Origin of the sequence: Thermoanaerobacterium butyriciformans, assembly GCF_017874545.1 — a bacterium.
Lineage (GTDB): Bacteria > Bacillota > Thermoanaerobacteria > Thermoanaerobacterales > Thermoanaerobacteraceae > Thermoanaerobacterium > Thermoanaerobacterium butyriciformans.
In genome coordinates this window covers 78612-99983 of sequence record NZ_JAGGLT010000003.1, presented here as the reverse complement: position 1 = coordinate 99983, position 21372 = coordinate 78612, and the positions used below count along the sequence as shown (strand labels likewise).

23 protein-coding genes are annotated in these 21372 nt (G+C 33.8%); 4 read left to right on the top strand and 19 right to left on the bottom strand.

Annotated features, from left to right (window positions below):
• Positions 1-20: 20 nt before the first annotated feature.
• The 4 genes from uxaC to J2Z80_RS02375 all read right to left on the bottom strand — a co-directional run bounded on the left by uxaC (position 21) and on the right by J2Z80_RS02375 (position 2907).
• On the bottom strand, positions 21-1421 hold the full coding sequence (uxaC, locus tag J2Z80_RS02390) for a glucuronate isomerase (RefSeq protein WP_209452953.1): 1401 nt from the start codon (positions 1419-1421) through the stop codon (positions 21-23).
• 313 nt (positions 1422-1734) lie between these two features.
• A complete protein-coding gene (locus tag J2Z80_RS02385; RefSeq protein WP_209452952.1) occupies positions 1735-2178 on the bottom strand; it encodes a type II toxin-antitoxin system VapC family toxin in 444 nt (147 codons plus the stop codon).
• Positions 2162-2404: a type II toxin-antitoxin system prevent-host-death family antitoxin gene (locus J2Z80_RS02380; protein ID WP_209452951.1), complete on the bottom strand. Its 243-nt coding sequence runs from the start codon at positions 2402-2404 to the stop codon at positions 2162-2164. The genes J2Z80_RS02385 and J2Z80_RS02380 overlap by 17 nt, the downstream gene beginning before the upstream one ends.
• A gap of 152 nt (positions 2405-2556) precedes the next feature.
• Positions 2557-2907 (bottom strand): LysM peptidoglycan-binding domain-containing protein, encoded by a 351-nt coding sequence (locus J2Z80_RS02375; protein WP_209452950.1) that lies wholly within the window; start codon positions 2905-2907, stop codon positions 2557-2559.
• A 204-nt stretch (positions 2908-3111) separates the two neighbouring features.
• Between J2Z80_RS02375 and J2Z80_RS02370 the strand changes: the two genes are divergently transcribed.
• A complete protein-coding gene (locus J2Z80_RS02370; RefSeq protein WP_209452949.1) occupies positions 3112-3540 on the top strand; it encodes a PPC domain-containing DNA-binding protein in 429 nt (142 codons plus the stop codon).
• A 42-nt stretch (positions 3541-3582) separates the two neighbouring features.
• Here the strand turns inward: J2Z80_RS02370 and J2Z80_RS02365 are convergent, their stop codons facing one another.
• The 4 genes from J2Z80_RS02365 to J2Z80_RS02350 all read right to left on the bottom strand — a co-directional run bounded on the left by J2Z80_RS02365 (position 3583) and on the right by J2Z80_RS02350 (position 7243).
• On the bottom strand, positions 3583-4638 hold the full coding sequence (locus J2Z80_RS02365; RefSeq protein ID WP_209452948.1) for an NAD(P)/FAD-dependent oxidoreductase: 1056 nt from the start codon (positions 4636-4638) through the stop codon (positions 3583-3585).
• Between the two features lie 34 nt (positions 4639-4672).
• Complete coding sequence (locus J2Z80_RS02360) at positions 4673-5749, bottom strand: FAD-dependent oxidoreductase (RefSeq protein WP_209452947.1); 1077 nt, start codon at positions 5747-5749, stop codon at positions 4673-4675.
• Positions 5746-6207 (bottom strand): ferritin family protein, encoded by a 462-nt coding sequence (locus J2Z80_RS02355; RefSeq protein WP_209452946.1) that lies wholly within the window; start codon positions 6205-6207, stop codon positions 5746-5748. Before J2Z80_RS02355 ends, J2Z80_RS02360 begins: the two co-directional genes overlap by 4 nt.
• Positions 6208-6307: 100 nt before the next feature.
• Positions 6308-7243 (bottom strand): L-lactate dehydrogenase, encoded by a 936-nt coding sequence (locus J2Z80_RS02350; RefSeq protein ID WP_209452945.1) that lies wholly within the window; start codon positions 7241-7243, stop codon positions 6308-6310.
• A gap of 190 nt (positions 7244-7433) precedes the next feature.
• Between J2Z80_RS02350 and J2Z80_RS02345 the strand changes: the two genes are divergently transcribed.
• A complete protein-coding gene (locus J2Z80_RS02345) occupies positions 7434-7967 on the top strand; it encodes a hypothetical protein (protein ID WP_209452944.1) in 534 nt (177 codons plus the stop codon).
• A gap of 155 nt (positions 7968-8122) precedes the next feature.
• Positions 8123-8857: a DUF881 domain-containing protein gene (locus J2Z80_RS02340; RefSeq protein ID WP_209452943.1), complete on the top strand. Its 735-nt coding sequence runs from the start codon at positions 8123-8125 to the stop codon at positions 8855-8857.
• 36 nt (positions 8858-8893) lie between these two features.
• On the opposite strand, the gene J2Z80_RS02335 is transcribed toward J2Z80_RS02340, so the two are convergent.
• The 5 genes from J2Z80_RS02335 to galT form a co-directional block, all read right to left on the bottom strand.
• A complete protein-coding gene (locus J2Z80_RS02335) occupies positions 8894-10006 on the bottom strand; it encodes a GNAT family N-acetyltransferase (RefSeq protein WP_209452942.1) in 1113 nt (370 codons plus the stop codon).
• Complete coding sequence (locus J2Z80_RS02330) at positions 9979-10599, bottom strand: DedA family protein (RefSeq protein ID WP_209452941.1); 621 nt, start codon at positions 10597-10599, stop codon at positions 9979-9981. Before J2Z80_RS02330 ends, J2Z80_RS02335 begins: the two co-directional genes overlap by 28 nt.
• Before the next feature lie 131 nt (positions 10600-10730).
• The gene (gene glgA, locus J2Z80_RS02325; protein WP_209452940.1) at positions 10731-11897 is read right to left on the bottom strand and encodes a glycogen synthase; all 1167 of its coding nucleotides are present in this window, start codon (positions 11895-11897) and stop codon (positions 10731-10733) included.
• The gene (locus J2Z80_RS02320; protein WP_245301105.1) at positions 11890-13467 is read right to left on the bottom strand and encodes a hypothetical protein; all 1578 of its coding nucleotides are present in this window, start codon (positions 13465-13467) and stop codon (positions 11890-11892) included. Before J2Z80_RS02320 ends, glgA begins: the two co-directional genes overlap by 8 nt.
• Before the next feature lie 14 nt (positions 13468-13481).
• The gene (gene galT, locus J2Z80_RS02315) at positions 13482-14453 is read right to left on the bottom strand and encodes a galactose-1-phosphate uridylyltransferase (RefSeq protein WP_209452939.1); all 972 of its coding nucleotides are present in this window, start codon (positions 14451-14453) and stop codon (positions 13482-13484) included.
• A gap of 680 nt (positions 14454-15133) precedes the next feature.
• On the opposite strand from galT, the gene J2Z80_RS02310 reads away from it, so the two are divergent.
• Positions 15134-16126 carry a sodium:calcium antiporter gene (locus tag J2Z80_RS02310; protein WP_245301095.1) on the top strand — a complete coding sequence of 331 codons (993 nt, stop codon included), beginning with the start codon at positions 15134-15136 and terminating at the stop codon, positions 16124-16126.
• Here J2Z80_RS02310 and J2Z80_RS02305 read toward each other — a convergent pair whose 3' ends face one another.
• From J2Z80_RS02305 to J2Z80_RS02280, 6 genes are all read right to left on the bottom strand, one after another.
• On the bottom strand, positions 16127-16630 hold the full coding sequence (locus J2Z80_RS02305; protein ID WP_132776452.1) for a flavin reductase family protein: 504 nt from the start codon (positions 16628-16630) through the stop codon (positions 16127-16129). It abuts the gene before it with no gap.
• A 107-nt stretch (positions 16631-16737) separates the two neighbouring features.
• Complete coding sequence (locus J2Z80_RS02300; RefSeq protein ID WP_209452938.1) at positions 16738-17670, bottom strand: SPFH domain-containing protein; 933 nt, start codon at positions 17668-17670, stop codon at positions 16738-16740.
• Positions 17671-17672: 2 nt separating this feature from the next.
• Positions 17673-18086 carry an NfeD family protein gene (locus tag J2Z80_RS02295; protein ID WP_209452937.1) on the bottom strand — a complete coding sequence of 138 codons (414 nt, stop codon included), beginning with the start codon at positions 18084-18086 and terminating at the stop codon, positions 17673-17675.
• 217 nt (positions 18087-18303) lie between these two features.
• Positions 18304-19701 (bottom strand): family 4 glycosyl hydrolase, encoded by a 1398-nt coding sequence (locus J2Z80_RS02290; RefSeq protein ID WP_209452936.1) that lies wholly within the window; start codon positions 19699-19701, stop codon positions 18304-18306.
• 57 nt (positions 19702-19758) lie between these two features.
• Positions 19759-20616 (bottom strand): carbohydrate ABC transporter permease, encoded by an 858-nt coding sequence (locus J2Z80_RS02285; RefSeq protein WP_209452935.1) that lies wholly within the window; start codon positions 20614-20616, stop codon positions 19759-19761.
• A gap of 1 nt (position 20617) precedes the next feature.
• Positions 20618-21334, bottom strand: coding sequence for a carbohydrate ABC transporter permease (locus J2Z80_RS02280; RefSeq protein ID WP_280953156.1), 717 nt, complete (start codon positions 21332-21334; stop codon positions 20618-20620).
• Between the last annotated feature and the right edge of the window lie 38 nt (positions 21335-21372).

Sequence of the window (21372 nt, the reverse complement as noted above, 5' to 3'; positions counted from 1 at the left end):
TGCCAGAATTCCTATTTTACTTAAACTCCAAAATAATTTACTGCATTATTAAATGATATATCTTGAACTATCTTACCCAATAAATCTATGTCATCAGGCACTTCTCCTTTTTCTACCCATTCGCCAATCAAATTGCACAATATTCTTCTGAAATATTCATGTCTTGGATAAGATAGAAAACTCCTGGAATCAGTAACCATTCCAACAAACTTGCTTAGAAGCCCTACATTAGCAAGTGTCTTCATCTGCTCTGTCATTCCATCTATGTTGTCATTAAACCACCATGCTGAGCCAAACTGCATTTTACCCGGAATACCTTCACCTTGAAAACTGCCCATCAAAGCTGCTAAAACATAATTATCTTTAGGATTCAATGTATATAAAATAACTTTAGGAAGAGATCCTGTACTCTCCAATGAATCTAAAAACTTCGAAAGTGGATATGCAATATTTACGTCATTTATGGAGTCATATCCAGTATCAGGACCTAACTTTTTAAACATTCTCGAATTTGTATTTCTCAGTGCTGCTATGTGAAGCTGCATCGCCCAGCCCAGCTCTTTATATCTCTTTCCTAAGAACTGAAGAACACTTGTCTTGTATTTATCTACTTCAATCTGAGACAGCTTCTCGCCTTTTAATGCCTTTTTGAATATTTCATCGACTTCTTCCTTATTGCTTTCTTCATAAGCCACAAAGTCCAATGCATGATCTGACAATCTGCATCCATAGCTATCAAAAAACTTCAATCTGCTGTTTAAAGCATCTAAGTAATCATCATAGCTTTCAATAGCTTTGCCACATACTTCGCTTAGCTTCTTAACCCAATCTTTAAAATCATCTTTGTCAATATTTATGCCTTTATCAGGTCTAAATGCAGGCAAAACCTTTACGTTAAAGCTATCATCTTCTTTTAAAAGCTTATGATACTCGAGGCTATCTGTTGGGTCATCTGTTGTACACAATATCTTTACATTGGATTTTTTTATAATATTTCTTACGCTGAATTCACTGCTGTTTAACATAGAATTAACTTTTTCCCATATCATTGGAGCTGTCTTTTCATTTAATAGCTCATTTATTCCAAAGTACCTTCGCAGCTCTAAATGTGTCCAATGATAAACAGGATTGCCAATAGCCATAGGCATGGTCCTTGCAAACTCTAAAAATTTGCTGTAGTCATCTGCATCACCTGTAATATACCTTTCGTCTACTCCATTGCTTCTCATAAGTCTCCATTTGTAGTGATCGCCATATAGCCAAACTTCAGTAATATTTTTAAACCTTATGTCTTCATAGATATCTTTAGGATTCAGGTGGCAATGAAAATCAAAAATAGGCGATTTTGATGCATAATCATGAAATAGTTTAACAGCAGTTTCATTATTTAGAAGGAAATCTTCATCCATAAACTTTTTCATATAATCAGCTCTCTCCCATGAAAATTTGTTCACGTTAACATTTTACTTGCTTTTATTATATTACTACTAATTTTAAATGTCAAGTTAATGTTAAAAATTTTTTATCTAAATTTACCCCCGTTTTAACTGCTGGTAATTTCTTTCAGTATACCTTAAATTTGCTTTCCAAATCAAATTCAAAGATTTTCTAATCATAAATTACTCCTTATCATTTTTATTTTCTTCATGCTTTTTGATTGATATTTGATATATTTTCAAAAAAAATTTCCTCCTCACTTAAATTCCAATGAATTTTGAAATGAGGAGGAATCACTTATAATTCCGACATTTCTTTACCTTTAAAATCTTTTAATGCCTTTTGTACAAAATCTTTAGGTGAAATCGCTTTATCAGTTAACTTTTTAAATTCTTCATCTCTAGTTACTATAAAATTACCTCTAATCTTTTTTAATGACTGTAGTTGTAAAGCATCTTCTAAATCATTAAATTCTGAAAAGGTCATTGCTTTTTCAATGTCTTGCTTTGTTACACTCACGACATTCATAATATTAAATAATGCTTTAATAGCCTTTAAACAAGTGTCATGATTAAGATTTTTATTAATAAAATAATATATATCTGTAACCGCAAAAGCAGATATATAAGCCATTATAGTTTTTTCATCTGCCATTTTAAATATAGCATATGCATCCTCAGCAAAGGGCTCTCTTTTTAGTAAAACATCAAGTATAACATTCGTATCAATCAATATTTTCATATTTCTTATTTACCCTCTCATCGCGAATTTGTTTTTTGGTTACATCCTTATTTTCAAAATTTGATAATAAACCATATAAAAAATCAGCATTTGGAGTACCTTGTTTTATTATAGGAACTAGCTTTGCTACTTCCTTCCCATTCCTAGTTATTATTATTTCTTCTTTTTCTACAATTTCTAAATATTTTCCCGCTCTTGTTTTAAATTCTGTGGCATTAACTATCATATAAAGCACCTCCTCTAATTATATTATACAATTGTTAATTAATTTATACAATTATATATTAATTAATTTTAAAATTTACACAGTGGTTAAAATTTAATCTTACAACTTAAACAAATTTTTGTCATATATATTTGACTTTAGCCTTAGTAATTTTATTCCGGCGAAGGTAAACATATCACCTGACCTACCATAAGATTGTCAGGATCAATGTAAGGATTTAACGCCAATATTTTATCGACAGTCGTACCTACAGTTTTTGCAATTTTATAAAGTGTATCACCTGGTGCTACTTCCCAGTATATCCCTGTTGGACATTCAGTGGTTTTGCCATAAGGAATTATGGGTGGCAGACATATTACTTGCCCCACCATTAGCCTATTAGGATCTATGCCTGGATTCTCTTTTATTATGTCTTCTACAGGCCTATTTATTTTTTGCGATATAAGCCACAGCGTATCCCCTGGCGCAATTGTGTAATACCTTCCTGATGGACAATATGGCATAATATGACCTCCTCTCAATTTTTGATATTATTATATTCAAGAGAAATCTTATTGCCATATTTTTTCAAGGATTGCTGTGGTATAATTATATATAAGATTATCTAAATTGGTACAATAACAACGCTCAAATAAATATGTTGGCTTATGTTATTGTATTAATCAATAATTATCTCTACATAAATTCAAGTTAAGGAGGTTTTTAATATGGGATATATCAACATAGATGTCAAAAGAAGATTTATGGGACGCTTTAAGTACGATAACGATCTTTTACAAGAGATAACAACTTTCATAACAAATGAGAATATAAGATCTGGTGAAATAAGGATAATTGGAGCAGTCAAAAAAGCCAGATTCGGCTATTTTAACCAATCTACAAAAGAATACAAATTCATCGAAAAAAACGAACACATGGAAATATTAAGTGCCATAGGAAATATTTCTTTAAAAAATGGCAAGCCTTTTCCGCATGTACATATAACATTGGCAGACAAAGATGGAAATGTGTTTGGTGGACACCTGATGGAAGGTACAAAAATATTCGCTGCTGAATTTGTAATAGTTGACTACGGTGAAAATAACCTTGAGAGAGTAGACGACGAGTTTACCGGACTTCAGCTCTGGAATCTCTAATATAAAAAAGATTAAAAGACAAGCAATGCCTTTTAATCTTTTTTACTTGAAAATGCGGATGATTGGATGTGCATATTTTATCACATCGATGTTTGTATCGTAAATTACATGCCTTATAATAGGCATGCCTAATATTTTCACCATTCTATCGTAGTCGCTGTTTTTAAACTTATCCAGTTTATCTCTGTAATCCGAAAGCACATTCAGCTTATCCGTAATCACTTTAACCATTTTTTCGTAATCTTCGCCTGTCGCAATAGATCTGGCCGCAAAAATACCACTTTCCAATGCATGAAATGCTCCAAGCCCTAAAAGAGGATCAATAAATCCTGCAGCATTTCCTACAAAATACATGTTCTCAATCTTATGCTCTTTTGCTATGCCTGTGTTAAGATCAAACTCATATGTTTCCACAATCTCATAATTTAATCCTTCATTGTGTAGAAATAGCTGCCATAAATCATCGAGTTCACCATGCTGTGTATATGTCGTTATAAGTACCAACGAAGCCCTGCTTTTATCAAACGGCATAAGGTAACCATACCCTGAACGGGCATAATCTGTATCAAACCAAAGCTCTGCTGTATGCGGCTCAAAATCTCCCAATACAGTTGCACCTTTAATCCAAGTCGTTATAGTAGTCCTCCACTCAGTAAGGTTCTCCAAAATGCTTGGATTTCCAGTTGCAACGACAACATAATCATATTCCCTCGAAAGTTCTTTAAAGTCTGGATCTGAGTTAAAGTTTATCTTTGACTTTACGTCTCTTGCCAACTGGTTATCAAGTGAATTCATATCTTTGCTTCTTAGTACAAAATACCCGTGATTGCCTTTTACAACCGCTTTATATTTAGGAGAGTGCATGATAATAGTAGTCATCCTCTGTACAGGACTCAGGGAGATGCCGTATATATGTCTGAAGTAGTTTATAGGGTCTTTAATTGGCCTATCTTCCATATTTAAAAGAGAACCTATATTTGGCTGTACAGTACCTATCATGTTTTTCCTCTCAAACAATATGCACGTTATACCCATCCTCTCAAGTTCATGGGCACATGCAAGACCTGATATTCCAGCTCCTATTATGGCAACTCTCATTCCTTCATTTCCTTTCGTAAAATTTTATCTGTCTTTAAACTCTAATTAACTCATTTACAGCGTATCGTATTAAAAATGAAGAGTATTTAATTATATTAAAATTTGTATCATAAATTAACTGCTTTATTAAAGGTGTAGTCAGAAACTTTATAAGCCTATCAATTTTATCATTATCTACAGTATCAATAGCTTTTCTAAACTCCAATAGCTTTATATTAGCATTTGTCAAATAAGCCATTTCATTCTCAAAATTGCAACCTGTGGCAATGCTTTTAGCAGCCAAAGCCCCTCCTAAAATTGATGCAAACTGTCCAAATCCTAAAAACGGTTCAATCGCTCCACCTGCATTTCCTATAAAATACAAATTTTCATATGTGTGTGGAAAACTATTTCCAGATATATGCTCATAATCATATACACATATAATATCATAACCTATTTTCTCTATCTTTAAGAAATTTTCCCAATACTTATCTATCTCTTCTTTTGTAATGTACGGCACAATCAATGCAAGAACGGCCCTTCTATCGTCGAATGGTGCTAAATATACGTAACCACTTTTGCAGTAGGCTGTATTCATCCACATTGTAAGAGCATTTGGATCGAATTTGCCTATAACTTCCGCTATTTTAAGCCTTGTCTTGACAAGTGTCTGCCAGCATCCTAATTCATTTGGTATCTTATGATTTCCTGTTGCAACTATAACATAATCATATGTTTCTTTTAAATTTTTATAGTCCGCATGAACATTAAAATTTACATTTGTCTTCAATTTCTTATAAAGCTGACTTTCTACAGATGCGGCACCCTGCCCCTTCAACAAAAAATAGCCCAATCTTCGACTAGCTACTGTGCGAGTAACTGTCGGTCCGTGCATCACAACTTTATTTATGTTGTTTAATGGTACAATGTTTATGTCAAAATTGTTTTTTAGATAATCCAGCGGATCATTTATTGGTCTGTTGACTACATTTAAAAGTCCTGCAACATGATTAAATGTATCGCCGACTTTCGATTTTCTCTCAAATACATCCGGTTTAATGCCATATGATTCGAGCCTTATGGCTGCAGTTAAACCTGATGAACCAGCTCCTATTATCGCTACTTTCATGCATTTTCCCTCGGTGCCGTATATACAACACTATTAGGCTCAGTCGGCTTTGACTTTAATGACTCTATATTTTGCTGAATCATGGTAATAAACCTCATTTCGTCATCCCTCATTTGCGTAAATATTTGCCTTACGTATGGATTCGTAATAATTATTAGATTTTCATTGTAAAAAATCTGCTGATTTATCAAATCTTTTACTAAATCTTGCAGCGCATCGATTATATCTCTTGACATATTCTTTTTAACAAGAGAATTAATATGCATCGTCTTCTCCGCCGTCACTATTTTATCTACATGATTTAAAGCCGTTATCTCTACTTGCTTCAATATCGCTTGCATCTGGCTATCTGATATATTTTTCCCGTAATCTTTTGCCTTATCGTGTATAATGCCCTCATATTTTTTCGCCTTCATAAAGGCACTCGATATAATTTCTTGAGGACTCATATTCTGCATATTGCATCACCTTTATTTAGATTTTCCACTTTGCATTTTTTATATTCATAAAAAAGCGGCCTTTACCATTCCAGATAAAAACCGCTTAGTTTTTAAAGAATTATATATCCAGCTGTTTTATGACATCGGCCATAACACTTGCTGAACGTCTAAATTTCTCAACTTCGTCATCAGACAAAGGCAAATCCAGAACCCTTGCAACACCATTTTTGCCTACGATTGATGGCAAGCTTAAAGATACATCTTTAACACCGTATTGACCATTTGATGGAGATGAAACTGTAAGAATAGAATTTTCATCCCTTATGATGCACTCAACTATCCTTCTTACTGCTACAGCCACTGCATAATATGTAGCACCCTTTTTATCTATAATCTTGTAAGCTGCATTTACTACTTCATCTTCCACTTCTTTCCTAAAATTTGTATTGCAGACTCGTCCGCATAAATTGCAGTACTCATTAAATGATATTCCTGAAATGTTCGTTATGCTCCACGCAGCAAATTCCGTATCGCCGTGCTCTCCAATTATCCTTCCGTGGACATTTCTTGGATCTATATTGCAGTGCCTGCTTAGTAAGTATCTAAATCTGGAGCTATCAAGGACAGTGCCTGAACCAAATACACGTCCCCACGGAAGTTTCGCTATTTTGTAGGTAACGTACGTTAATATATCAACAGGATTTGTTACAATAAGGTATATAGCTTTATCATTGTATTTTAAAAGTTCAGGTATCATGGACTTGAATATAGCTGTATTTTTCTTTACAAGGTCAAGTCTCGTCTCTCCTGGCTTTTGAGCTGCACCTGCTGTTACAACTACTACATCTGCGCCCTCAATATCCTTGTAATCGCCAGCATACACATTTACAGGCTGTATAAGCGGTATACCGTGGCTTATGTCTAGTGCATCGCCTATCGCCTTGTCTTTATTCAAATCTACTAAAACAATGTCTGTCACAGTCCCACTTAAAGCCAATGTGAATGCCGATGTAGCACCTACAAATCCTGAACCTATTATGGCCACTTTACTCATGACATCGCCTCCTAAATAATATAAATTTTCTCTTAATAATATTATAACATTTTTTTGATGAAATTGTCTAAAATTTTAATCTTATTTTATCCTTTTTGCTTTGAAATATTATTACGTTTAAAAATAAATACTAGTGGAATATTAGAAATGAAAGATATTAATGAATGAGCTTTGAAAGGATTGAGATAAAATGAGCGATATAGATGAAATAAAAAAATTGATGGAGAGACTATCTGAAAGCGAAAGGGATAAAGAAAATGCCAGTAAAAAAATGCAGGAAGTTTTGCAAAAATCTATAAAAGAGATAAAAGACATTCTGCTTACACTTAAAAAATACATAGCAAATGAAAATGTAACACTGAGAAGCTACAGCGGCAAAACATTTGCGACAGGTGAAGGCATCGTAATTTTTGACAGGGGCATAGATGAGAAGATAGTCCTTAAACCGGATAATGCTTTTTACCTTCTTAAAGTAGAAAATGACCAATTAGTGACAGAAAAAATAGAAGATCTAGATATACACGACTATATGAGTTATGACACTCTATTTGACAGCGTAAAAAAGTCCCTCATAAAATGCATACAAAAAAATGAGGAGGATATTTTGGCGTATAGAAGTACCATGCTTAAAATAGACAAGTACAATAAGGATTTAGAGGAAATACTTTCCCTAAAGAAAGCAACAGATGAAAAAAATGGTGGTGATAAAAACAAAATAAAATAAAATTTAATATGAAAAGGAATTCATTACTAATTTGTAATATAATATTAATATTTTTTTAATAAATTTTATCTTTAAGCATGCTATTATTATATATAGAAAATGAAAATGAAATTTTTTAAGTAGATATTGTTTGCCCATGGGGAGGATGAATAAATATGAAGGGTAAGGTTTTTCAAGTTGTCTCATTTGTAATGGTATTTTTAATAATGGGCTTCATGATATCAATGGAATTTAAAACTATCCAAGGCAGTGTAAAAACTGCCGCAGATACATCCCGCAACAGCAACGTAAATGTAGATGAACTAAGCAGCCAGCTTCAAAACATGACAGATGAAAGAAACGCTTTAAAACAGCAAGTGGCAGAGCTAACCCAAAAGCTCAATACTTTAAATAGCTCATCATCGAAGTATGAAGCAACGCTAAACGCTCTATCTCAGGATGTAGAAAAGTACAAGGAATTGGCAGGCTTCACTGCCATGTCGGGACCTGGTGTAATAGTTACCCTTAACGACAGCGACCTGCAGCCAAAAGATGGCGAAGATCCAAATATGTTTTTGGTTCACGATGAAGACTTGATAAAAGTCGTAAATGAGCTTAAAGCTGGCGGAGCTGAAGCAATCTCCATAAATGACCAGAGGCTTATAGCCACATCTGAAATAAGATGTGTAGGTCCAACTATAAACATAAATTCTACAAGGTATGCACCGCCGTACGTCATAAAGGCAATAGGAAATCCAGACACATTACAGGCATCATTAAATCTTAAAGGCGGCATTGTAGATACTCTTAAATATTATGGTATAAAAGTTGACATAGAAACTTCGAAAAATATCATAGTTCCAGCATATTCAGATCCGATTAGCTTAAAGTATGCAAAAGCAGCAAATTAATATTGCCTCTTACCTTAATACATTATCATAATAGGTTCAGTCTTGACTGAACCTATTTTTTATCTTATTTATTAATTTATTCTGAGCAATAATGTAATATATATAAAATTTCCCTGCAATAGACGGAAATGAAACAACTAATCTCATATTTCTCTTTTTATTATTCGTCCAATCCTCTTTATACTTTTCATCGCCCCTCAAAAAATCGTAAATTTCATCTCCCACTTCAATTGAGCGCTTTATAGAAAGCCCCAAAGTAACAGCGCCAACGCTTAATCTGCTGTAATTCAAATCATAACCGCTTATATAATAATACCTTTTACCACCAATATGGTAGCTTAATAAACTTGCCACAGTCTTGTTTTTGTCTCTCAGTTCAAATAAGCTCAATATCCCCCGCTCAAGAAAGTCAAATGCAACATCCTTGTGAAAATTTCTAATCCTCTTAGTATAAAATGCCCCAGGCATATGTCTTTTTCTCCATCTTGCCTGATGCATTTCAATAAGCCTATCCATTGAATCATCAATCTCATTCTCATCTGTAACACACATAAAGTTGCCATCATGCTTACTAAAATATCTCTTTATCTCATACTTTATATTTCTTCTGAATTTTCCATCAAGGGAATCCAAATATTCATCCCATGTAGAAGGAAGCTCTATATAAGGACATATATCCTGTACATCATAATCATAGTAAAGGCCACTTCCCATTATGTAAGGATATATACCGCTGTCCTCAGGAAGATGCTCGAGATCTAAAACTGTAAATTGATCTATGACAGTCTCCAAATATTTTATCAGCGAACGATAAAATATATCCTCACAACCATGCCTTACTACAAAATCAAGGTAATCGCTGTTATTGGAACCAATAAATTTTATCCTTCTTACAGGTAATCCCATCTCACCAAATGTAATCATGAATGGCGCTATTCCAATCGGCCCGTAATTATCAACTATCAAAAGAACCCATAGCTTTTTGCCGCTTCCAAAGTATTTCCACCAATTTACGACCCACTCAAAAGTATTGAAAGGATACATCTTTGAATTATCTTCAAGCTCATGCCATATGTCTTTAATGCTTAAAAGAGTCTTTACATCTGAAATGATCTTTATTTCTATGTCAAGTATTTTTCCTTCATCCATAAAAATATCCTCCATACAACGTACATAAATAAGACAAAGCCAATCAACATCACAAAGTACATCCACCATGGATATGTCTTTCCTATCAAATCGATCTTCAAGATCTGCATTGATACCAAATACGATACAGATGTCCAAAAGAGTGACCACAAAAGGTCCCCAATAGCTGAAAATATAAAAAACGATTTGAAATCCATGCGTGTTATACCTGAAGCCCAAATAGCAGGTGTCCTGGGCAATCCAATAAGACGGCTTATGAGGTTAGTCATGCCACCATACTTCGAAAACCAGCGGTCCATGCCCTCCAAGTCTTTTACAGTTATCTTTAAAAAGCGACCATATTTCTCTACAAATGCTCTGCCGGATCTGGCGCCTATTATGTACGCTAAAGTATTACCAGTTACATTTCCTAAAGCTGCTATAAGTACGACAGCCAGAAAGCTCATCTGCCCCTTTGATATAAGATAACCTGCTGCAAGAAATAGTATCTCCACAGGTCCAGGCATGCCAGTACCCTCCACAACTAATGACAAAAACAGAGCTAAATAACCATAATCTATTATTAAACTGTATAAAATATTCGTACTTTCCATAATTACCTTCCAACAAAAATTTTCTATATAATAGTATACATCTTTATCGTAAAATTTAAAAGTCTAAGCGCTAAATAAAAAAAGAGCCTATTAAGCTCACTAGAAAATAAAATTTGAAATTAATTTACCGTTCATTTTTTATAATTTTCAATCACATCTTCGTACATGTCATAAGTTTTCTTCGCAATTGATTCCCAGCTAAACATTTCTTCAACTCTTTTTCTGCCGTTTGCGCCAAATGTTGCTGCAAGTTCTCTATCATTAAGAAGCTTTATAATATGCTCCGCCAAATCTTCAGGATTGCCCGGTTCTACTAAAAATCCGGTTTCACCGTCTACCACAACTTCCTTTATACCTCCCGTGGCACTGGCAACAACGGGAGTATTGCATGCCATCGCTTCTAGGTTTATGATGCCAAACGGTTCATAAATAGATGGACATACGAATACTTCTGCATTGCTGTAAAGCTCAATAATCTCTTCTTTAGTCACCATTTTATCAATCCAAATTATATTGGGATAAAGCTTCACCTTCTCCTCCATCTCCATTTTTATTTCCTCTGTATCAGGTGATGAAGCACACAAAACGACTTTAATATCTTCAGGCAAATATTTTACAGCGTCTATAAGATGGATTATCCCCTTTTGCCTCGATATCCTTCCGACAAATAAAATGTACTTTCCGTCTATACCGTATTTTTTTCTGGCAATATTTGAATCTGTCTTTTTATATTGGTTCAAATCGATGCCATTATATATAACCTCGATTTTTTCTTCTGGCACATTGTAGCACTTCATTATATCTTTTTTAGAATCATTTGATACGGCTATTATCTTATCAGCCGCTTCGATCCCGGTTTTTTCCATCCAAGTGCTTAAGTGATACCCATTCCCAAGCTGCTCCTCTTTCCAAGGTCTTAAAGGCTCCAAGCTGTGGATTGTCACAACAAGCGGTATATCATAAAGCATCTTGGCAAGAAAACCGGCCATAAATGTATACCACGTGTGGCAATGAACAATATTTGATGTAATTGGATCCTTTACCATTGCAACATCAATAGACAGTGGCCCCAGCACCTTTTGCAGCTTGTCTATAGAATCTTTCTTTAATATCTCCCATTCCCTGTAACCTCTTACACTCATGTTATTTAAAGACGTATTTTGCTCTCCAAAGCATCTGACATCTACATCCATCAGCTTAGATAACTCTTTAGTCAAATAATCAACGTGTACACCTGCTCCGCCGTAAATATTTGGTGGAAATTCATTTGTAAATATCGTAACTTTCATTCTATCCATAATATACCTCCAAATAAGATTTCTTCTTAAATTCTTCTATGCATTCAATGATACCTTTAAGGGGAATCTTAAACCACGATGGTCTGTTATTGACTTCATAAATTGCTTCAAATATAGCTTTATCCAATTTAAATAAAGCCAAAATAGCTGTAAAGTGATCTAAATCAGGTATCAAATCTTTTTTATTGGAATTTATAATATTGACATAGTTTTCTATAAATACATTTGTAATAACGGTTGCCCACATTGATAAAAGATTTTCTATTTTCTCTATATCTAAATCTCCTTTACCATTTTCCTTATATTCAAAATATTGAGAGTATGCGGCATAATTAAACGACCTTATCATACCTGCTACATCTTTTAACGGCGACAGGTGCTTGCTTCTCTCAGATATTGGTTTTGTAGGCTCCCCTTCAAAATCGATTAAAATATACCCATCTCCCGTTTTTAATAGCTGCTCTAAGTGTAAATCACCATGACATCTTAAATATTTGCCGAAATATGGCGCTAAATCTTTAATATTGCTTATACTGTCAAATAAGAATTTTTTATTATCAAGAATGTTTCCTATTATCTGCTTAATTTCTTCGCCATATTCACCATTCTTTATATATTTATAAAGAAGGTTAAGATTTGATATTATCTGATTTACCAACTCATCAATATCAGACTCTTTTGGAACTATAACACCAAAATTTTCTTCTGCAATTGAAGACAATTTAATATGCATATTGGCGATTAAATCTGATATGTTTTTTACTTCATCGATGTAATCACTGCAATTTTTATATATATAGCTTGAACAATCACTTCCATCGTATTTCGATATAAATTCTCTCAAGTAGTCCTGCGTATATTGCCACATGTCTGCAATATTATCAATATACTGTGAAAGCATTGAAAGAGTGTATATATTATTGTCATTATCCACGTATAAAAAATATCCTCTTATATCCTGAACATTTAAGAAGCCATATTTTCTCAACATATATGTCATTTCAAGATCAGGATTCATACCTTTAACCATTCTCCTAAAAGTCTTTACTATCTCATTTTTATTAAGCAATGTTAAGCTGTTGCTGGATTTATTGTTAAGCCTTTCTGAACTGTAAATATCATGACTTAGAAGCATATATGGCTTAAGCCGCCCGCCAGATTTAAACTCTACATCTTTTCCATCTTTTAATATCCTATCTAAGCATCTGATGTATTCCACATCATCAACCGCATCATATACCACCGCCAAATAATTGCTTTCCTGGTAAGTTGTTAAATAGTCATCACTTAATATATTTTTTCTTATAATTAGTGGAAAATAATAGCGAGATTTTTTCTCTTCGCCATTTATAGTATTAAAAATAAAATCTATTAGTGCGGCAATAATAATAATTGATTTGTCTATATGCAATATAGCATAATCAAAAAGACTCTTATTCTTTATATCAAGTGCTTTCTCTTGAAACCACCTAAACTTCTGTATTTTCTTATCATCAATACTTTTTATTATAAAATCAAGATTTGATATAAGGCCGTCAAATTCCCCTTCTTCTAATGCCACGTAAATCATTCCTTTCAATTAATCTACCTTAAAATAGATGCAGCCTGTTCTGGCGGCGTTGGATTTATATATGCATCTGTTGCAAGCTCAAATCCAGCGAAAGTAGTAAGCCTTGGCAATATCTCTATATGCCAGTGAAAGTCACGTTCATCTTGATGAGGGAGCGTGTGAATCACTATGTTGTATGGCGGATAGTCAAATAAATCTTCATATCTATTTATAATATATTTTAGCAATGATGATAAGCTTTTAATGTCATCACTGTCTATCTTGTTGAATGCTCTCCTATGTTTTTTAGGCAGTATCCATGATTCATACGCAAACCGCGATGCAAAAGGACAAATCACAATAAACCTGTCATTTTCAGCCACAACTCTTGTCTTTTCAGTCAATTCATCATTGACAATGTCACAGTAAGGACATGTTCCTTTCCCATTTTTATATTTTTCTACTCCTTGCAACTCCCTTTCTACTGCTTCTGGTATAAATGTAACAGCCATAATCTGCCAATGCCCATGCTCCAACGAAGCACCACCGTTTGCACCAAAGTTTTTAAACATCTGAACATATTTAATATTTTTATCTTTTACTATTTCATCATACCTTAAAATCAGTGCCTTTATAATATTTTGGATCTCATCTATCTCCATCTGCCCCAACGTCTTGTCGTGCTGGTTGCTTTCGACAATAATCTCAGCAACACCGTAGCCATCATTTGCTTTGTGCAATTCATTGTCGCCTTCCACCATTGAACCATTTGTATCTTTGCTAAAAGCAGCAAATTTGTTGTTGAAGCCTCTCAATGTCCACATCCCTTTTTCATCGCAAAACTCTACCAGTGTAGGTGGTGTCATGTGTTCATTTCCCGGACAAAATGGACAAAGGCCATTATTTTTCACGACATCAGACTTTTTAAAATCGTGAGGCCTTTTCCCTCTCTCTGTCGATATAACTGCGATCTTTCCTGTCACCACATCGTATCTAATCTCTGACATCATATCACCCTTATCTAAAAATAAATAAAGCCCGATGCAAGCGGTTGCTATTGAATAAATAGAAACCTGCTTTGGAATATAATTCTAAAACTAAAATTCATTTTGTGTGCAACCGAGTGCACTCCTTAAATATATAATATACTCTTTTAGAAAAAATGTCAATCTAATTTTTATAATCTAATACCTATAAAAAAAGCACTCAAATTGATGAGTGCCTAATGCATTTATATATGCTATAATTATACTTGAGGTAGTCGGATAAGCAGGGTGCGGTTGCCACTCTCCTTATAAGGAGGTGGTTGCTATGATGAATACATATCAAACGTTGTCTTTAATGATAATGTATAGCAGTCCTCGATTTTAAGAGGAAATAACCGCCCTGCTAACCCCAGGACGGTTTAGGATTTTTAAAACCGCTTCTCGGGCAACCGCATTTTGCGGACGGCTGCCTCTTTACTTATATTATAGCATATTTTTTAAAAAAATAAACAAAAATTTAAAAACTTTTTTCCTTTTGGAATGCATTTTTTTGAAAATAATTATAGCAATTCATCACATTTTTCACAGACACTTACAAGCCTATTATGACATTGATATTTTAGGAATATAATGTCTTATTCCAAATTATAATTTAGTATGGTCTTCCATATATTCTTAGAAATGAGAAGGAGCTGTTTATATTGGCTTTTCTGATAGCTATGTTTTCTTTAAGTTTGACCTTTATATTAGCATCGTGCTTATATTTTACAAATGCTGTGGAATGGTTAGGTAAAAAACTCAATTTAAGCCAAGGCGTCATTGGCAGTATTTTTGCCGCTGTAGGTACGGCAATGCCAGAAACAATAATACCTATAATAGCAATTGTATTTCACAATGGCCAAGCATCAGAAGAAATAGGAATCGGAGCCATAGTTGGCGCTCCTTTCATGCTGTCGACACTTGGCTTTTTTGTTACAGGTACTTCAGCAATAATATATTTTTTATTTAGAAAAAGACCTTTTAAAATAACCCCTTCTATCTCAGGATTTCAAAGAGACTTGACATATTTTATCATCATATATTCTGTAGCCGTCATTACATCATTCATAAATAGCTACTTAAATATCAAAACAGCGATATCAATATTCATTTTGCTTTCATATTTTATTTATGTAGCCCACACATTTTCTTCAAAAGAAGACAGCTTAAAAGATGTAGATAATCTGTTTTTTTCAAAGCATTTCCATCTAGATACAACTTTATATATTATAATTCTGCAGCTTATATTTTCACTTTTTGGAATCTCTTACGGTGCTCATATTTTTATCAAATATACAGAACAATTGTCAGCATTGTTGGGAGTACCACCTGCAATCTTATCACTAATAATAACGCCTATAGCAACTGAGCTTCCGGAAAAGCTTAATTCAATCCTTTGGATAGGGCAAAAAAAAGATACCCTTGCACTTGGAAACATCACAGGTGCAATGGTATTTCAATCATCAGTGCCTGTCGCTATCGGTATGATGTTTACAGACTGGAATTTAACAGGTCTTACTATGCTGACAACTGTACTTGCGCTTATCTCATCGTATATAAGCCTTATATATGCAGCCCACAAAAAATACTTAAGTCCATTTATTTTAATGGGAGGTTGCATATTCTACTGTATATTTTTGTTACAGCTTCTTTGACTATTCTTTTATATATGACGCCACAATTTCACCGAAGTAGAATGTATGGTAGTCTGGGTACCACTTTTTATCAATATCGGCATTAAGATTTTCCCTTAACATTTCCTGCTTATACACGACTTTGCATTCGTAATGCAGTGAACATTCTCCAATTATAGGTGTCTCAATTTTTTGAGATGGAATTGCGGTGAGATTGCATTCCTTAAACTTGTCAAAGTCTCTTCCTGATTTTGTACCGCAAAACGCAATCGCTTTATTTAAGTCCTCATTTAGAGGCACGCTAATCGTAAATTCACCTGATTTTTCGATTTGACTGTATGTAAAACGAGACTTTCTCACTGCAACTAAGAATACTGGCTTACCCCAAAAATACGTTATTCCTCCCCAACCTATTATCATAGTATTTAGCTTATTCTCTTTAGTAGTTAAAAATATCCCTCTTGACGTAAGCTTTTGATTTACTTCTTTAATGTACATATCATACGGCACTTCTTTAATACTCATTAAAATCCCTCCATTAATACTTTATTCATAATACATTTTATATCTTAATCTTTAAAAAACCAAATCATATGAAAAAACCCCGAGTAAACTCGAGGTATAATACATATTTATTGCTTTTTAATTAGATCTGCTATGGCTGATATACTTCCTAAAGTATCGACTAATTTGTCTGGAATTATCAGTTTATTAGCAGGATTTTTGGCCATCTCTTGCAGTGCTTCTATCTGCTTTAACGCTATTACAGTCTCATTCGTTCCTGATTCTAATATAGCCTTATTTACCAATTCGATGGCTTTAGCCTGTGCCTCAGCAATCGCTTCAATGGCTTTTGCTTTACCTTCTGCCTCTAATATCTGTGACTGCCTTAAGCCTTCTGCCTTTCTGATATTTGCTTCCTTCTCTGCTTCAGCCTGCAATATTTTTGCCTGTTTTTGGCCTTCAGCGACAGCTATGGCACTTTGCTTCTCGCCTTCTGCCTGAAGTATAGTAGCACGCTTATCTCTTTCTGCCTTCATCTGCTTCTCCATAGCCTGCCTTATTTCATCTGGCGGAGTAATGTCCTTTATTTCAACAGACAGTATCTTTATGCCGTATGCATCTGTAAGCTGATCTATCACTTTAAGAAGCTCTGCGTTTATCTTGTCCCTGCCTGACAAAACCTCATCAAGTGTCATTTCACCAATGATGTTTCTCATGTTTGTTATTGTAGAATAAACTATACCTGATTTGTAATTTTCTATATTGTATATCGCATCTTTTGCATTCATTACTTTATAAAATATTACATTATCAACAGATATCTTGACATTGTCCTTCGTAATGACATTCTGCGGTTCAATATCTAAAATCTGCTGCTTAATAGATACTTTTGCCCGTACATAATCAACAAAAGGTATCACAAAATGCCATCCAGGCTCCAATATCTTATAGAATTGCCCAAGCCTTTCTACGACATATACATATCCCGTTTGAACAACCTTTATGGATGCTAAAACCGCGATTAATATAAGAAGAAGTAAGATAAGCAATAATATCAACAATTTTATTCCTCCAATCTCTTAACAATTAATTTATTTCCGGATATCCCTGTTATAACTGCAGTGTCACCGCTTTTTAGAGGCACATCAGACTGGACAGTCCAATATATGCCTTCAAAAAAGACTTGGCCCTCTTTACCTACGTCACTTGTTATCTCAATCGTCTTTCCTACATATTCGTTTTCATACGGGTACGTCTTTGGTATATTTTTAAAATTCTTTCTCAAATATTTAAACGAAATAATAAGTGAAACAATTCCTATTGCGAGAAATGCAAAAATCTGAATCGGTATATTGGCTCCTAATAGATCTGCACATATTGCGAAAAAAGCTCCGATGGAAAAATTGAAAAATATGAAGTTGCTTGTTATTAAGTCAATTGCAATTCCTACTATCATTACTGCCAACCATAATGTCAATATGCTATTCGTATTTATCCCCCTTCCATTGTTAAAAAATTAATATTTATCTTAGTATACCATAGTCTGTGTCCAACATAAAGTAGTTAGACAAGGTATTTTATAAATTTTCTATAAATTTTTTAGGCAATATATTAGAGCCGATCGCAAAGTATCGGCTCTTTTAAGGAGGATCATCGTTTTTAGTTTACAATAAATGATCGTAATTATAAAGATATTAAACTTTTAATTCCCATCCATCTAAGTATTTTTTCGTATTTTCAAGCATTTCATTAAATAACTTTTTCGCATCTTTTAAAGATATTGCAACAAGTGGATCATTTACAAAAGCACTGAAAGCTAAATTATAATCCTTCTTTAAAGCAGCTTTTAACGTCGTTTCTTGGTTGTATACTTGCCTTAGCACAAGGCTATTTACATTGTCAGGCAATTTCCCTGATAATATAGGTTTTAGTTTATTTCCTGAAAATAAGGCATTTGTCTCTACAACCGCACCATAGGGTATTCCCTCAATTTGACCATAATTGGGTATATTCACATTAGTCACTAAATCGCCTAAACCCAATAACGCTTTAATTTGTCTAACTCCTTCTTCTCCTGTCTCCTTTAACTCAAATTTTTCTTCACCTATTTTAAGTCTTTTACTTCTTTCAAGCCTGCGTTTTAAGTCCTCTTTTCTCCAGTTTACAGTTGTTAAACCAAACATCCACTCTCTTACTGTCTCTGGATCCTTTAAATACCAATATCCTGGCACAAATTCCGCCAGATGTCTATCTCCTGCTGCAGCAATTATTCCGTATCTTAAAAACAGATCAAATTTTACTCTCTCTGCAGATACAAACGAATTATTCATCCAATTGTCATTAGCATCACTAATAAATCCAGTTTCGTAATACTTATTCACAAATTGCTTATAGACATGCATTAAATCTATGTCTTTGTATCTTGCATTGTCAATCCATGTAAAATGATTTATCCCTAAGACGTTTATCTTTATCTCTTCCCTTGGAACATCATTAATACCTTCTACATCTTGCAAAGCTCGAGATAATAGCTTTTGTGTGCCAAAAACCTCATGACAGCATCCAAATGCTTTAATTTGAGGGAAAACTTCGTACAATGTCCTGACACAAAGTGTCATAGGATTTGTATAATTTATGACCCACGCATTTGGACAATGCTCTTTAATCGCATTGGCAATATCTACAAACATCGGGATCGTCCTTAAAGCTCTGACTATTCCACCAGGTCCTACAGTATCACCTACAGATTGATAAATACCATACTTTTCAGGTGCATGAACATCAGATTCCATCTCGTCAAACGTACCTGGCAAAATAGATATTATGACAAAATCAGCACCTTTTAGTGACTCTTCTAACGTTTCACAAGCTTTATAAAGCCATTTGCCTTTAACATCCTGCCTCATTGACAGGGAATTACCTATTATTTCATTGTCACGTGCTGCATCATAATCTATGTCGTATAACTTTACTGTACCAGAAATGCTTTCCTCCTTTGCTAAATCGGTCATTAAATTCCATGCCCATCCTCTTGAGCCACCTCCGATATAAGCAATAGTAATATCATGCACCTTTCCATCTGTATACCTCATAAAGCTCAGCCTCCTGACATAAAATATGTTATTTTATTGAGTAAACTTATACTTAGTTTAGTTCTTCAACCCGGTTGTTGCAATACCTTCAACGAAATATTTTTGCGCTGAAAAAAATATTATAATACTTGGTATCATTGAAATAATTGTCATAGCCATTATTTGATTCCAATTAACAACTGATGTCCCATCGATCGTCATATTAAGCCCAAGAGAAACTGTGTATTTTTCCACGCTATTGATATATATCAATGGATTAAAAAAGTCATTCCAAGTCCAAATGAACTGAAAAATACACATAGAAATTATTGCTGGCTTACACAATGGCATTAATATTTTTATGAGTATTTGAAATGAATTGCATCCATCAATTGTTGCCGACTCTTCTAATTCTTTTGGAAGGCCTCGTAAAAACTGTACCATCATAAAAATAAAGAAAGGTGTAGTACCAAACAAAGCAGGCACAATAAATGGTTTATAAGTATTAACCCAACCAAGCCAATTAAACAATATATATCTTGGTATCAAGACCGCTGTGCCCGGCAGCATCATAGTAGATATCATTAATGTAAATAAAATATTTTTCAATGGAAATTCAAATCTTGCAAAGCCATAAGCTACTATTGTTGATGAAATTGCGGTAAAAACTACTACAGGTATAACAAGTGTTATACTATTAAATATAAATGTCCCAAAAGAGTATTGACCTGTACCTTTCCATCCTTCAATGTATGAATTTGCCACAATATGTTTTGGAATAAGACTCAACGACTTAAATATTTCATCGTTAGTTTTAAATGAAGAGGCAAAGACCCAAAGTAATGGATATATCATAAATATGCCGAAAGCAATCAAAAAAGCATATATTAATATTTTTCTAAATAGTTCACTTTTATAATTAATTTTTGCTTCCATATTATTTACCCCCATTTTCATAATATACCCATGTATTAGATGATCTAAATATTATAACTGTAACAACTAGTATTAGCAAAAACAAAATCCAAGATAATGCAGAAGAATAACCCATTCTAAAATACCTAAACGCATTATCATAAATCAACATGCTATACACATAAGTTGAATTCATAGGTCCGCCACCAGTTATTACATAAGGTCCTGTGAATTCCTGAAATGCATTTATCGTTTGCATCACTAGATTAAACAGCAAGACAGGAGATATCATAGGTAAAGTTATAGAAAAAAATCTTTTTATTTTACTTGCGCCATCCAGCATGGAGGCTTCATACAATTCATTTGGCACCTGTTTTAAAGCCGCCAAAAATATCACCATTGAAGAACCAAATTCCCAAACAGATAGCAAACTTATTGTAAATAATGATATATGTGGATTTCCCAGCCAACTGGGACCATGAATGTGAAAATAGCTAAGAAATTTATTCATGATTCCGTTATCCATGAACAAAAATTTCCATATAACAGATAAAGCTACGCTTCCACCAAAGATAGATGGTAAATAATACACTGTTCTAAAAATATTAACACCTTTAATATCAATATTTAATATCATCGCTACAAAAAGTGCAAAAGCCAATTTTAGTGGAACAGTCATTAAAACGTATTTTAAAGTATTAATTAACGATGGCCAAAAATACATGTCTTTAGTAAACATATATATATAATTATTTAATCCAGTAAATACGGGAGATT

Bases quoted from the DNA above. Each gene is read 5' to 3' on its own strand.
- uxaC (WP_209452953.1), bottom strand. From the start codon at position 1,421: ATGAAAAAGTTTATGGATGAAGATTTCCTTCTAAATAATGAAACTGCT.
- J2Z80_RS02385 (WP_209452952.1), bottom strand. From the start codon at position 2,178: ATGAAAATATTGATTGATACGAATGTTATACTTGATGTTTTACTAAAA.
- J2Z80_RS02380 (WP_209452951.1), bottom strand. From the start codon at position 2,404: ATGATAGTTAATGCCACAGAATTTAAAACAAGAGCGGGAAAATATTTA.
- J2Z80_RS02375 (WP_209452950.1), bottom strand. From the start codon at position 2,907: ATGCCATATTGTCCATCAGGAAGGTATTACACAATTGCGCCAGGGGAT.
- J2Z80_RS02370 (WP_209452949.1), top strand. From the start codon at position 3,112: ATGGGATATATCAACATAGATGTCAAAAGAAGATTTATGGGACGCTTT.
- J2Z80_RS02365 (WP_209452948.1), bottom strand. From the start codon at position 4,638: ATGAGAGTTGCCATAATAGGAGCTGGAATATCAGGTCTTGCATGTGCC.
- J2Z80_RS02360 (WP_209452947.1), bottom strand. From the start codon at position 5,749: ATGAAAGTAGCGATAATAGGAGCTGGTTCATCAGGTTTAACTGCAGCC.
- J2Z80_RS02355 (WP_209452946.1), bottom strand. From the start codon at position 6,207: ATGCAGAATATGAGTCCTCAAGAAATTATATCGAGTGCCTTTATGAAG.
- J2Z80_RS02350 (WP_209452945.1), bottom strand. From the start codon at position 7,243: ATGAGTAAAGTGGCCATAATAGGTTCAGGATTTGTAGGTGCTACATCG.
- J2Z80_RS02345 (WP_209452944.1), top strand. From the start codon at position 7,434: ATGAGCGATATAGATGAAATAAAAAAATTGATGGAGAGACTATCTGAA.
- J2Z80_RS02340 (WP_209452943.1), top strand. From the start codon at position 8,123: ATGAAGGGTAAGGTTTTTCAAGTTGTCTCATTTGTAATGGTATTTTTA.
- J2Z80_RS02335 (WP_209452942.1), bottom strand. From the start codon at position 10,006: ATGGATGAAGGAAAAATACTTGACATAGAAATAAAGATCATTTCAGAT.
- J2Z80_RS02330 (WP_209452941.1), bottom strand. From the start codon at position 10,599: ATGGAAAGTACGAATATTTTATACAGTTTAATAATAGATTATGGTTAT.
- glgA (WP_209452940.1), bottom strand. From the start codon at position 11,897: ATGGATAGAATGAAAGTTACGATATTTACAAATGAATTTCCACCAAAT.
- J2Z80_RS02320 (WP_245301105.1), bottom strand. From the start codon at position 13,467: ATGATTTACGTGGCATTAGAAGAAGGGGAATTTGACGGCCTTATATCA.
- galT (WP_209452939.1), bottom strand. From the start codon at position 14,453: ATGTCAGAGATTAGATACGATGTGGTGACAGGAAAGATCGCAGTTATA.
- J2Z80_RS02305 (WP_132776452.1), bottom strand. From the start codon at position 16,630: ATGAGTATTAAAGAAGTGCCGTATGATATGTACATTAAAGAAGTAAAT.
- J2Z80_RS02290 (WP_209452936.1), bottom strand. From the start codon at position 19,701: ATGAGGTATACAGATGGAAAGGTGCATGATATTACTATTGCTTATATC.
- J2Z80_RS02285 (WP_209452935.1), bottom strand. From the start codon at position 20,616: ATGGAAGCAAAAATTAATTATAAAAGTGAACTATTTAGAAAAATATTA.
- J2Z80_RS02280 (WP_280953156.1), bottom strand. From the start codon at position 21,334: ATGTTTACTAAAGACATGTATTTTTGGCCATCGTTAATTAATACTTTA.